Consider the following 11869-nt stretch of genomic DNA (forward strand, 5'->3'; position numbering starts at 1 on the left):
CCATCAGTCTGAAGAGCAGTTATTCTCTCTGTTCCTTGAAAAGTGCACTTTGAAAGATTCGTTGATGGATATCCCATGTGGGACTGGGAGAATGTTTCCTACCGTTACTTCAGTTGGGTTCAACAGAATTTATGGGGCAGATTATTCTAGTGAGATGCTATCTGTGTGCAAATTGAATCCACTGTCGAAAAAAATCACTTTGTCGAATCAAGACATCTACAACATAACTTTTTCTGATAGGTATTTTTCCGTCATTTTATCCAGTCGTTTTCTATTTCATTGTGATGACCAAGAGCGGTTGTTTTCTGAGTTTGAACGCTTAATCGTGCCGAAGGGTTATCTGATTTTTGATAGCTTAAATTGGTCTCCTAGAACTTGGACTAAACTACTTTCTAAGCAACTTGGTGGAAAGATATATACAAATGATACAAACAGCATTAATGAGTTAGCTCAAGCCCATGGTTTTAAAGTTATATGTACTCAATCCATCCTCATTTTCCCTAGCGTTGTTTACAACTTTATTCCCGGTTTCTTAATGCGTCCTCTAAAGTGGTTGGAATCCGTTTGGCCAAGTGCTTTTAAAACAAAACAAATCTGGATGCTGAAGAAGATATGAATAGCATAGAAGTAAGGAAATTACTCTGCCTTGGTTTGTGTCTGTCTTTTGGTCTCTATGTTTACATCGTATTTAATGTCGCTCTCGTCAATGATGATTACATGGCTCTTTATACCACTTGGTTAATGAGCTCTGGAAAGGTTCCAGAAGTCGATTTTAACGTTGATAGCTACACGTTACTATTCGACTGGATGGCACCGATTTACTATCTGATTGGCGAACAATTTGAAATTGTTTATGTATTTCGTTCTGTTTTTCTCTTAGTGCTATGTGCCATTAGTTGCCAAGTTTATGTGCTCATTCGTTATTTCTTTTCTATAAACATAGCACTCACAACGTTACTTTTGCTTTTTTCTTCATCTGCAATGATAGCTCGTGGGATAGACCTTCGCCCAGACCTCATCATTCTCTTTCTCTGGCTCCAAACAATCATTATTCTTTATGTTCAGCGTAATAGTGACGCTAAAAAAATGTTTTGGGCCGGATTTTTTCTTGCCTTAGCAATACTGTTCAAATTTAAGGCAATCTTGATTTGTGCAGTGATTGGGGTTTATGAATTGGCTCGATTAAGCGAAAAGTGGTCCATACGAGCATTGATAATTGATTTTTGCGCGTTGCTGAGTGGTGTTGCTCTATGTGCAGTGTTATCTACAGCAACAATCGGGTTACCTTCTTTAAATCTGTTTTTCGATACCACTCGCGATTTATTTTTTTATTCAAGCACGCACAACAGCGATGGAAATTCGCTTAAGTTTAATGTGCTTGTACAGTATTTCATTCGAGATATACTATTCTGGTTACTCGTTCTTACTGGAATGCGTATTTCGATAATTGAGAGGAGAACGCTTTCTTCGATACAACGACAATGTCTTATTGTTGTATTTCTATTAGTAGTTTTATCCATTGCTGCCAATCCGCATTATCATGCTTACAACTTAGTTACACTCTATCCTTTGGTTGCTTTGTTTGTTGCTTTTTCTGTGCAATATGCTGTTACTTCAACGGAGAAATGGACGAAGGCTAGAGTGAGCTTTTATATTGCAGTATTTGTTATTTTACTTGTTCGGGCTGGTCAATACCCAATTCGGCACAGTAACGAGCACCAAATCGCATTACAAACCTTTATAGAACAACAAACACAGAAAGACGACGCTGTATTTGCATTTGAAGGCATAGGACTATTCCGACCGTCAACTTATCACTGGCGAACTTCTGCTATAAAGATTGAAAACTATCATGGTGGTAACTACAACGTGTGGGATCAGCTACAGGAAGTAAAACCGATACTCGTAATTGAAAACTATCGGGTACCAAGCTGGTTACTTGAAAACGATCATCATCAACTATATCAACACTATGTTTCAATTGCACCTTCACTGTTAACTTTGGGATTATTGACTGAATCAAGTGTTAAAGGAAAATTGCTACGTTCAGGTTGGTACGTCATTGAAAGTGACAAAACAGAATCATGCTTTATTGATGGTAGTGAGGTAGCTGTTGGAGAGAAGCTTTGGCTTGACAAAGGATCGCACGTTTTGATGACAGAAAAAGGGAGCTGTACTCTGCATTGGAGTTTTCCTATTGATGCAATAACAACACTTAGCCAAAGTAATATTGACGGTCGACCTTACTTATTTATACCATAATTATCTACACTTCACTTTTTCATACTCAACGTGATTCTACTTTTATCGAAACAACGGAATTTTCCAAAATTTCTCACCCAGTTTGGAGTTAATTATCATATCAAACATGAATGATTATGCGGGTATATGTTACTTGTTATAAATGCTACTTTTAAAAGGTTTTGGGAGAAAACAGGTGTCCGTAGAAATCCTTTGATACAAGAAAACCTACCGCTAACTAAAATCTACCCGTTGAAAATCTCGCAGGGGCATAAATGCGTGATAGCTTTCGCTAGCCACTCTACTATATTGAATATTGAATAAAAATCAGGCCTTCATACTTTAATTTCAAAGCTATCTAATTTCGCCACTTTTTCAATATGACCTCTCCTCTCAGTAGCTCAGAAACTATCGGTGTTCTGCTTACCCATTCCTTGATGACAACTTTCGGCTCTTCCCCATCTTTTTAATGATTCTTCGCCAGAAACTCCCCTCTCCCGACTTCTCTGCAATATGACCACTATGTGAACGCCTATTCGGAAATACGAACTCATCACCCGATTGTGCATTTTTAGAACGACGATTAAGGATCTTCATGGACTCTATTGATAGCGAAACCACATGCGGCTTTTTACTTTTAATCTTAGACGTAGGGATAATCCACGTTTGATTCACGGTATTAATCTCATCCCACCGCATAGATAACACACAAAACTTTCTTTGCTCTGTTAGAAGCAACATCAAGACACAATCGCTGTATATATCTTCCTCTTTAGCCCTATCCCAATCCGAACGAACTGCATCTCATGGATGTCACTATTTCTGGATCAATTGTTCTAAGTGAGGAATTCCATAAGCTCAATGACATTAAGATTTAGCGCCAATTACAAACACCCAATTTAAAATTCAACATTCATTTTCAAGTAATCAATAAACTTCGACGCTCTGGAACTCAATAGCTGTCTTCGATACCAAACGGCATACACATCTCTATCTATGCCTTGCCAATTTGGTAGAATTCGCACCAATTGTTGATTTTTGAGCTCCTCTTTTATTTCCGTTGATGGTAACAATGTGATACCTAACCCATTGGTTGAAAACTGCTTTGCAACCTGTAAATCATTGACCAATATCCTTCTTTTTTTAGGCTTGAAGGTTACTCGATTATCTGTGTTTGAACACTCAATTAGCGCCAACGACGATGTCAACGGTTTGCTGATAATTATGTCTGCTCCCTCAAGATCTTGGGGGTCTTCTAGTTTGCTTAGGGATTCAATATATAAAGGGCTCGCAACCAGTATTGTTTCAATTCGGCCTAACTTGAGCTGGGTAAGGTCGGAATCTTTTTGTTTACCGACTCTAATCGCAAAATCAGCGTTGGACGAATAGAACTCAGTAAGCCTATTACTCAACTCCAGTTCCAGATCTATTTCTGGATTTTGATGCAAATAACAAGACATATTTCTTTGTAAACAACTGGCAACCAAGTTTGTTGGTGCAATAACCTTGATGAGGCCTTTATCCCCTGATATGTCATCTTGAATTTCATTAATAATTGAGCCAACTGAGTTCACATGGAAATATGCGTTGTCAAACAGCTTATGGCCTTCTCTTGTCATTTCAAAGTGATGGCTACTTCGATTCAATAACTTACAACCAAATTCGACTTCCAATGCTTTTATGCGTCGACTCACGGTAGATGACGGAACTTTTAAAATCTCACTTGCTGACTTTAAACTGCCGGCTTCCACTACTGCTATAAATAACGAAATATCATCAAACATACTCAATTCCATATTTGGGTTTTACGAACCAAAAATAATGCCTAGATTTCATATATGGCTATAAAATATAGTATTTGCCGTCCATCATCAACACCATCAAGGTATCTAGTATGAAACAGCGTGTTTTGTTCACTGTAATAATGTCATTTTTTCTTTCTTCATTGATGACATTGTGGGTGACGTATATCAACTTAGGGTATACGCCAGAATTTTTAGACATGTGGGGAAATGCATTTCTGTTAGCGTGGCCCGCTGCTGGTATTATTTCATTTATTCTTTCGCCTATAGCATTACGCATTACGTATAAAGTTTTGGAATAGCGTCCAATGCCTTGACGGCAAAAATTGTCGTCAAGACATTGATGTTATTTGTCACTAAATTCACAGCAAAATCTCGAGCTGAATTAGTTTTCGACAAGCTTACTTTTTCTTATGGTTTTATTGATTGGTTTTTATATAAATACCTCATAATGATGTTGCATTAATAAATCATTGTAGTGTTACATCCTGATCTGACGGTTTTTTATGGTTGTTAGTTTCAATTTTTGATTAGACAGGTTTTAATTCTAGAATATATCAACGTACTTGGGTTTATGTATTGATAAAATCTTAATACGCGAGATAATAAGCTCGTTGTTAAATTTTTGTTAACCAAATAAAGCATGAGCTACACAAGGACAAACCATGGAAATGGAAAATAAATTTCTTATAGAAGTTTTTCAAACTCCGGAAAATGTTGCCCCTCAACTTTCGTCTTACTTTGACGATTTACCGGCTGATAAGTACGTAGACAGTGATCACCGCTATCGCTCCTATGCACAGTTTAAAGCAGGAAACACAGGACTAGTGAGGTTACCTCACAGCACATTTACCCAGTCATCAGATTTTAACCGAATTGTTGGTGATGTAGAGCGAGACTTCGCTGAAATGGATGACGAGATGGTGAAAACACCGTGTTTCCAGCACATACTTAAATCCTTCATGCAGCGAACAGGGACAGATAAAGATAATTCTGTCGTCCATGTTCACCAAATTCGAGTCACGTGTAAATCTAACGCTACAAGCGCGCCTGCACCGGAGGGAATCCACCAAGACGGTTACCGCTTTGTTGGTATTTTCTGTGTGCAACGGAAGAATATCGCTGGCGGCTTTACACAGATCTTTGTTTCTCCCGTCGAGCAGCACCCACATTTAAATACCGTTCTGGAAGAGAACCAGTTTGTTATCCTGAATGACTCTAGGTTTTTCCACCATATTTCTGAGACCCTCTCAAGTGAAGCGGGCGAAAAAGGAGTGCGTGATGTCTTCGTATTTACCGCTTAATCAAAACAGTGTAATGAGCTTGCGTGACCAATTCCCCGCGTTAAAGGCACTAAATAATGGTCGGTCACCCGTGTTTTTCGATGGACCCGGAGGAACACAGTTACCACAATCGGTGATCGAAGGCTTTGGCGATTATTTGAGCTGTGGTAATTCGAACCTCGGTGGCCAATTTTTTGTCAGCGAAAGCACCGTAAGTCTGGTGGATAATTGCAGAAAAGAAGCAGCGGCTCTGTTTGGCGCAGCATCAGAAGATGAAATCGTGTTTGGCGCGAATATGACGAGTATGACTTTCCATTTTAGTCGAGCGGTGAGTCAAGATTGGCAACCCGGCGATGAGATTATTCTCAGTGACGCTGACCACGGTGCAAATCGCTCTTCATGGGCGATGGCCGCTAAAGACAAAGGCGTAAAAGTGCACTATGTGCCCATCAAAGATGCCAGCTGTAACCTGGACTTAGACATATTTCAGTCTCTGCTTAATGAAAAAACCCGTCTTGTCGCAGTTACTGCCGCGAGTAATCTATCGGGCACAATTGTCGATATTAAAAAGGTCATTGAACTGACTAAAGCGAATGGCAGTGTCGCATTTATCGACGCAGTCCATCTTCTGCCACATCAAATACTTAACGTACGCCAGTTAGATGCTGATTTTGTTGTCGGTTCAGCGTATAAATTTTATGGACCGCATTTGGGCGTTTTATATGGTCGTAAAGCACTGCTAGAGAAATACCAACCATACAAGGTTGAGCCTGCGCCAACCTACGCTCCGAATTGCTGGGAAACTGGGACGCTAAATTTTGAGGCACTTTCAGCATTCTCTAAAACTATCGAATATTTAGCCTCCTTGGGCGAAGGCGATACGCTTAGATCAAAGCTAGAGTCAGCCTACAGTAATATTCACCAATATGAATTGTCACTCACCACTTACTTTTTGGCCCGTTTAAAAGAATTTCCGATTATCGAGCTTTTTGGTCACCCTACAACAAATAATCGAACCGCCACATTCGCTCTTCGTTTTGGCGATATCGACCCAAGCGAAGTTGCGACGCATTTGGGTGAGCATGAAATATACACCTGGAGCGGTCACCTCTACGCAGACAGGTTAACCGATGCGCTCGGTGTGACTCAAAAAGGTGGAATACTCCGGGTCGGGTTGATGCACTACAATACGAAAGAAGAAATAGACCGATTCTTCAGCGCGCTGAGTAGCGTGTTGTAAAGAGCAATAATAAAGCCATCTAAGGTGGCTTTATTTATTTTCCGCTACCGATAAAAGATAAGGGCAATAAAAGATACACCTAGTAACCCGCCCCTCCAACACCTTTCTCACCCTCCTCTAACGTATGAAGTAGATTTACAAGTAAGCTAGAGGCACCAAAACGGTAGTGCATATTATCGTCAGCCCAACCAGCACCAAAAATACCATCAACCATATCTAGGTATATTTTTGCTTCTTCTGTGGTCTGCACTCCACCAGAAGCCTTGAAGCCAACCGTTTTTTCAACACCCATCTCTTTGATGACCGATAGTATAATCTCGGCAGCTTCTGGGGTGGCGTTAACAGGTACTTTACCGGTCGATGTTTTGATGATATCAGCGCCTGCCATGATAGAGATCGCAGTCGCTTTTCTGATCAGCGCATTGGTTTTCAGCTCACCAGATTCGATAATCACCTTCAAAAGAACGTCACCACAAATGGCTTTGCACTGCCTGACAAGCTCAAAGCCTACCTTCTCGTTTCCGTCTATCAGCGCACGGTATGGAAACACGACATCGACATCATCAGCACCGTACATTATCGCCGCTTTAGTTTCCGCAACCGCAATATCAATATCCTCGTTCCCATGAGGAAAATTTGTCACGGTGACAACGCGAATGTCTGGCGTACCTTGTAAAAGTAATTGTTTTTTAGCTGCAGGAACAAAACGAGGGTAGATACAAATCGCGGCTGTATTCCCAGCCCTTGTTTTAGCCTTCTTGCACAATTCGATTATATTTTCATCCGTGTCATCATCGTTCAAAGTGGTCAAATCCATTAATTTAAGTGCGCGCAGTGCTACTGTTTTTAAGTCGCTCATCGTTGTTTCCTATTAGGTTTTGTTTTATAAAATATCGGGCGGTTAATATAAAATCGATACAATACCCAAGAGATCAATTCATCTTCGGATCATCATTCAAGTGGAGCGATTATAAAAACAATTAGAAAACTATAATAGATACAAAAATTGATATATTAGGTATAACAGACAGGGCATGGAGTACTATTATATGGCGTGTCGGGGATAGAAAGTGTTGTTTCGAGGGCAAAAATATAGTGTGCTTCAATACGTTTTGATTACATTACCTTTTCAATAGAATGACGGATTACATCCTCACTAATTTCGATTAACCGAAATGACTGGCTGAGCCAATAAGCTCCGTTCGAACTTCAAATCTGCTTTTAAAATGTACGTGATTCATCGCTCGTTATTCTCAATTTGTTGATTATGTATGGACTGAATGGACAGACACAATTCTACCTCCCGCCCTTCAACGAATAAGCCTGTCCGTTCGAATCCGCACTTCTGATAAAATTCAATGGGGCCATTTTTAGCAGGAACAACACTTGTATAAAGGCTAGCGATACCAAATTCAGTTTGCAACTGAGACGTCAACTCGTGCAATGCATTAATACCGTAGCCTTTAGATTGATAGCATTTATCAAGCATCAACCTCCAGAGTGAACACTTACCAGATTGGATATTGGCATCAACGAGAATAAAACCCACTGGCAACCCATCCACGTAAATACCTCGATACCAAGGAAATTCCATAAAATTAGCTTCCGCTAAAGAAATGGCATTGCTATCAACATGATTCACCTGATCGGGAGCGACTTCTAACTGACAGATCTGATAGAAGGTATCGTGAGTGATTTTTCGTAATTCTAAGTCCACTTTTTGCCTAATCCTTTTTATTACACCCTGATCTTCGTACAATTTATCCAAATAATCGTTGCTAACCAAATTAAAATCGTTAGCTTCACCATATATGACAGATGCATAACTATATAAATTGTTCATATTATAGCTTCTACAAAAGGTTGATACTTGGCCCCCTACTCGACTTTTATCACGAGTTTGATAATAAAGGGGGCCGTAGGATTTACCTAAATTTGGCGGCTAATCTTATCAATTTCCTCTCGCCAATGCTGTTGCAAGCTTGGCTTTTGGTGTTTGGGTCTTCGTTGCAAATCTTCATCAAGCAGTGACTCTAGCTTTATCAAATACGCCAATAGCTGGTCTTCTCCAGATAAAACCTCATTTGAAGAAAAGGATTCTTCTGTCGTTATCGAAACGCTGTTGTCCATTGGGTGTTCTGGCTGCTCTGTCATTCTCAGGTATACCTCTTCCACAGACAGGTATTCAGTGAGAATTCCATTTTGAATAAGCCAGAATCGATTACAACTTTGTTCAATTAAGCTGCGATCGTGGCTTACCAGCACCGTTGCCCCTTCAAACTGGTTGAGTGTTTCAATAAGCTCCTCTTTCCCATCCATGTCTAAATGGTTGGTAGGTTCATCAAGAAATAATAAGTGATACCTTGCTAGAGTAAGTCCGATAAACAGTAATCTGGCTCTTTCTCCCCCACTGAGCGATGCGACATTCTGACCGTGTCTAGCATATTCGAAGCCCGCACTGATTAAGGCTCGTTTGCTTTGCTCATTACTGATTAAAGCAAACCTGCATAGTGCGTCACTCAGCGTGTCTAGATCATCAAGTTGCTCTAACGACTGGTCGTAATAACCTAAGCGACAGCGGTCATGGAAGGTCACAGGCCACTCAGTGCTTTCTAGAGTTAATTCTGTCTGGCCTTCTTTTAGCAGGTAGAGCCGATGCAAAAGGTTTAGTAACGTGGATTTACCACAGCCGTTGCTGCCCAAAACGGCTATTCTGTCTCCACTTTTAATGCGTATCTCTGCCATATCAAAGAGCGTTAAATTACTTTGCGGTGGCTTGATTGTACAAGGGGCGACTTCCATTAAACGGTTCGCTGGTAAAGCGTCTCCTTGCAGTTGCAAACGCCAAGGCGAGCCTTCACTAAGTTCGGTTTGTTCCTCTTCTAAGCGCTCTTTTCTGGCATACATGGTTTTGGCTTTTCGAGCCAAGTCTTCATTGTCGTAAACCTTACCCCAGACGGCTAGTCGCTTAGCGCTTTTTTCTATGCGGTTGATTTCTCTTTGTTCATTAAGGTGACGAGCTTTGTCTTGATCATCTTTGTCTTTCAGCGCTTTTCTTGCTTGCGAACAAGGCAGGTCAAAATGATGAAGCGATTGATCGCGTAGAACCCACGTTATATTGGTCACGGCGTCTAGCAGGGTTTGATCGTGAGAAACCAACACGAAAGAACCCTTCCATTGTGACAGAAACTGTTCTAACCACAGGAGTGAAGGGAGATCTAAATGGTTGCTTGGTTCATCGAGCAATAATAAATCAGGTTCAGTAATGATAGCTCTGGCCAGTAGAAGTCGCATTTGCTGACCACCACTGCAATTCGATACTGGTATTTGCCAATCGGATTCAGAAAAAGATAATTCGGATAAAAGAAGCTCCGCACGCCAGTAGTCATCTTCGGCAAGTGTTTCAACCAGTGCATCAAGCACTGTTTTGGACTGCAATTCGTTTGGAATTTGCTGTTCAACATAACTAATCAGGCATTGTTTTGCCTTAGCGATATGCCCTTCACTTGGTTCATATTGCTCACTAAGCAGTTTGAGCAATGAACTTTTTCCACAGCCGTTATGACCAATAAGGCCAATTTTATTACCGCGATTTATGGCGAAAGTTAGCTCTTTGAACAGAGCGGTGGACGTGTAGGAAAGGGTTAAGGATTGTGCTGTTAAAAAAGTACTCATATTTTTTCTCAAGAATTTGGGGCATAAAGCCTCACTGTCAGGGTTGACAATAATTCTTCGAGCTTGAGGGAAAGTACTCGGATGACGTTATTCGTCGAAGGTAATTATTCGCTCAAGTCGAGATTATCGCAACGCGATATCAATAACTCTTGAGCGAGCCTTCATGCCAAATAAGCGTGGGTTGATCGAACACCACAATGACATAATTACCTCCTTAGTTTAGTCGTGAAAATGTAACCACTTTCGATTATTCAATGATACGCATTTTATCGTCGCTTTGAACATTGTAAAGAGATTTAGATCAGAAAATACATACTTACTATGCAGTTTAATGGTGGCCTGTTGGGCGGACATACGCGGTATTTTTGCATACCCATTAGCTTTGTGATTACAGAAACCGTTTGCCAGCCTTAACTAACATGTTTAAAGATTGTCAGTTAAGGCTTGAAGGCACAGTTAGATCATGAAGATCAGTACAATAGACAGTACGGTAATAGAGCTAGCAATCGAATAGCAAACAATCTTACCAACCACACCAGTGTGCAGTTTTAAGTCGTGCATACCGTGGTGAACACGGTGCATGGCATGCCACATTGGAAGGGCGAGCGTTCCAATGATAAAGAGAGCACCAATAAAGCTGGTTGCAAAATCGGCAACGCGCTCATAGCTCATCGCTTCTGCATCAATAATACCGAGGGGCGCAAGGATACCTATCACCAATACGGTAATGGGGGTGATCATGGCAAACCAGGTACCACCGGCACCAAATAGACCCCACCATACGGGCTCGTCTGAACGTTTTGGATGTTTATTAACCACAATGAGCTCCTTATACGATGATGAGTACGATTAATGAGATAGCCGCAACGGCTGCCCACTGACCAAGCACAATAATCTTCGTGTCTACGAGTTTGCCTTTCAATCGAATCGGCATCACTTGTGGGAACATCGTAAAGAATGTGTGTGCGTGGTACAGGCTCCCGGCTAACGAGACGATATTGATCGCCACGACAACAGGGTTCGCCATAAAGGTTAGCCAAGCGTCCCATGATTCGGGGCCCTTAACTAAGCTGCCTAGCCCGAAAGTTAGGCACAGTGTAAAAAATATAATGGGTAATACAGTCGCTTCACGGATCATGTACATGCGGTAGAAATTGCTCTTCTGCCACCATGTTGCTTTCATTTCGCGAACGTAAGGTTTACGGTTACTCATCCTTAGTTCTCCTGAGGTTTAAGCATAGCAATCACAAAGTCTTTAGAAGACTCAACTTTACCTTGGTTTACTGCCGCAGCAGGATCAACACTCTTCGGACAAACATCAGAGCAGAAGCCGACAAACGTACAGCCCCACACGCCATTGTCACCGTTAAGCAGTTCCATGCGCTCTTCTTTACCATTGTCACGGCTATCTAAGTTATAGCGGTGAGCAAGTGCGATGGCCGCAGGACCAAGGAACTCTGGGTTCAGACCAAACTGAGGACAAGCGGCGTAACAAAGGCCACAGTTGATACAAGCAGCAAACTGCTTATATTTTGCCATTTGCTGTGGTGTTTGGTTGTTTGGACCATCTTCCGGTGTGCGGTCATTACCGATAATATAAGGCTTAAGTGCTTCAAGACGTTCAATGA

General features: G+C 41.1%; 13 protein-coding genes. 5 read left to right on the plus strand and 8 right to left on the minus strand.

Annotated elements, in window-relative coordinates; all coding sequences use genetic code 11:
* The first annotated feature begins 28 nt into the window (after window positions 1–28).
* Together AACW90_RS05635 and AACW90_RS05640 are read left to right on the plus strand one after the other, a co-directional pair.
* Window positions 29–616, plus strand: a complete 588-nt coding sequence (locus AACW90_RS05635) for a class I SAM-dependent methyltransferase (protein WP_390232076.1) — start codon at window positions 29–31, stop codon at window positions 614–616.
* Window positions 613–2262 carry a glycosyltransferase family protein gene (locus tag AACW90_RS05640; protein ID WP_390232011.1) on the plus strand — a complete coding sequence of 550 codons (1650 nt, stop codon included), beginning with the start codon at window positions 613–615 and terminating at the stop codon, window positions 2260–2262. Before AACW90_RS05635 ends, AACW90_RS05640 begins: the two co-directional genes overlap by 4 nt.
* Window positions 2263–2664: 402 nt before the next feature.
* Here AACW90_RS05640 and AACW90_RS05645 read toward each other — a convergent pair whose 3' ends face one another.
* Together AACW90_RS05645 and AACW90_RS05650 are read right to left on the minus strand one after the other, a co-directional pair.
* Complete coding sequence (locus tag AACW90_RS05645) at window positions 2665–3003, minus strand: tyrosine-type recombinase/integrase (protein WP_390232079.1); 339 nt, start codon at window positions 3001–3003, stop codon at window positions 2665–2667.
* Between the two features lie 137 nt (window positions 3004–3140).
* Window positions 3141–4025: a LysR family transcriptional regulator gene (locus AACW90_RS05650; RefSeq protein WP_390232014.1), complete on the minus strand. Its 885-nt coding sequence runs from the start codon at window positions 4023–4025 to the stop codon at window positions 3141–3143.
* A 110-nt stretch (window positions 4026–4135) separates the two neighbouring features.
* Between AACW90_RS05650 and AACW90_RS05655 the strand changes: the two genes are divergently transcribed.
* From AACW90_RS05655 to AACW90_RS05665, 3 genes are all read left to right on the plus strand, one after another.
* Complete coding sequence (locus tag AACW90_RS05655; protein WP_390232017.1) at window positions 4136–4345, plus strand: DUF2798 domain-containing protein; 210 nt, start codon at window positions 4136–4138, stop codon at window positions 4343–4345.
* 363 nt (window positions 4346–4708) lie between these two features.
* Window positions 4709–5347, plus strand: coding sequence for a 2OG-Fe dioxygenase family protein (locus AACW90_RS05660; RefSeq protein WP_390232020.1), 639 nt, complete (start codon window positions 4709–4711; stop codon window positions 5345–5347).
* A complete protein-coding gene (locus tag AACW90_RS05665; RefSeq protein ID WP_390232023.1) occupies window positions 5325–6566 on the plus strand; it encodes a cysteine desulfurase-like protein in 1242 nt (413 codons plus the stop codon). The genes AACW90_RS05660 and AACW90_RS05665 overlap by 23 nt, the downstream gene beginning before the upstream one ends.
* Window positions 6567–6645: 79 nt before the next feature.
* Here AACW90_RS05665 and deoC read toward each other — a convergent pair whose 3' ends face one another.
* The 6 genes from deoC to AACW90_RS05695 all read right to left on the minus strand — a co-directional run.
* The gene (deoC, locus tag AACW90_RS05670; RefSeq protein WP_390232026.1) at window positions 6646–7425 is read right to left on the minus strand and encodes a deoxyribose-phosphate aldolase; all 780 of its coding nucleotides are present in this window, start codon (window positions 7423–7425) and stop codon (window positions 6646–6648) included.
* Between the two features lie 378 nt (window positions 7426–7803).
* On the minus strand, window positions 7804–8409 hold the full coding sequence (locus AACW90_RS05675; protein WP_390232029.1) for a GNAT family N-acetyltransferase: 606 nt from the start codon (window positions 8407–8409) through the stop codon (window positions 7804–7806).
* Between the two features lie 86 nt (window positions 8410–8495).
* Window positions 8496–10241 (minus strand): ABC-F family ATP-binding cassette domain-containing protein, encoded by a 1746-nt coding sequence (locus tag AACW90_RS05680; protein WP_390232032.1) that lies wholly within the window; start codon window positions 10239–10241, stop codon window positions 8496–8498.
* Between the two features lie 456 nt (window positions 10242–10697).
* The gene (gene frdD, locus AACW90_RS05685) at window positions 10698–11060 is read right to left on the minus strand and encodes a fumarate reductase subunit FrdD (protein WP_390232035.1); all 363 of its coding nucleotides are present in this window, start codon (window positions 11058–11060) and stop codon (window positions 10698–10700) included.
* A 10-nt stretch (window positions 11061–11070) separates the two neighbouring features.
* Window positions 11071–11454, minus strand: coding sequence for a fumarate reductase subunit FrdC (frdC, locus tag AACW90_RS05690; protein WP_195704022.1), 384 nt, complete (start codon window positions 11452–11454; stop codon window positions 11071–11073).
* 2 nt (window positions 11455–11456) lie between these two features.
* A partial coding sequence (locus tag AACW90_RS05695; RefSeq protein ID WP_390232040.1) for a 4Fe-4S dicluster domain-containing protein occupies window positions 11457–11869 on the minus strand: 413 nt, incomplete at its 5' end.

The organism is Vibrio frigidus (genome assembly GCF_042465995.1).
GTDB lineage: Bacteria > Pseudomonadota > Gammaproteobacteria > Enterobacterales > Vibrionaceae > Vibrio.

Excerpts from the sequence above, each read along its gene's own strand:
- AACW90_RS05655 (WP_390232017.1), top strand. The coding sequence starts at position 4,136 with ATGAAACAGCGTGTTTTGTTCACTGTAATAATGTCATTTTTTCTTTCT.
- AACW90_RS05660 (WP_390232020.1), top strand. The coding sequence starts at position 4,709 with ATGGAAATGGAAAATAAATTTCTTATAGAAGTTTTTCAAACTCCGGAA.
- AACW90_RS05650 (WP_390232014.1), bottom strand. The coding sequence starts at position 4,025 with ATGTTTGATGATATTTCGTTATTTATAGCAGTAGTGGAAGCCGGCAGT.
- AACW90_RS05640 (WP_390232011.1), top strand. The coding sequence starts at position 613 with ATGAATAGCATAGAAGTAAGGAAATTACTCTGCCTTGGTTTGTGTCTG.
- frdC (WP_195704022.1), bottom strand. The coding sequence starts at position 11,454 with ATGAGTAACCGTAAACCTTACGTTCGCGAAATGAAAGCAACATGGTGG.
- deoC (WP_390232026.1), bottom strand. The coding sequence starts at position 7,425 with ATGAGCGACTTAAAAACAGTAGCACTGCGCGCACTTAAATTAATGGAT.
- AACW90_RS05665 (WP_390232023.1), top strand. The coding sequence starts at position 5,325 with ATGTCTTCGTATTTACCGCTTAATCAAAACAGTGTAATGAGCTTGCGT.
- AACW90_RS05675 (WP_390232029.1), bottom strand. The coding sequence starts at position 8,409 with ATGAACAATTTATATAGTTATGCATCTGTCATATATGGTGAAGCTAAC.
- AACW90_RS05680 (WP_390232032.1), bottom strand. The coding sequence starts at position 10,241 with ATGAGTACTTTTTTAACAGCACAATCCTTAACCCTTTCCTACACGTCC.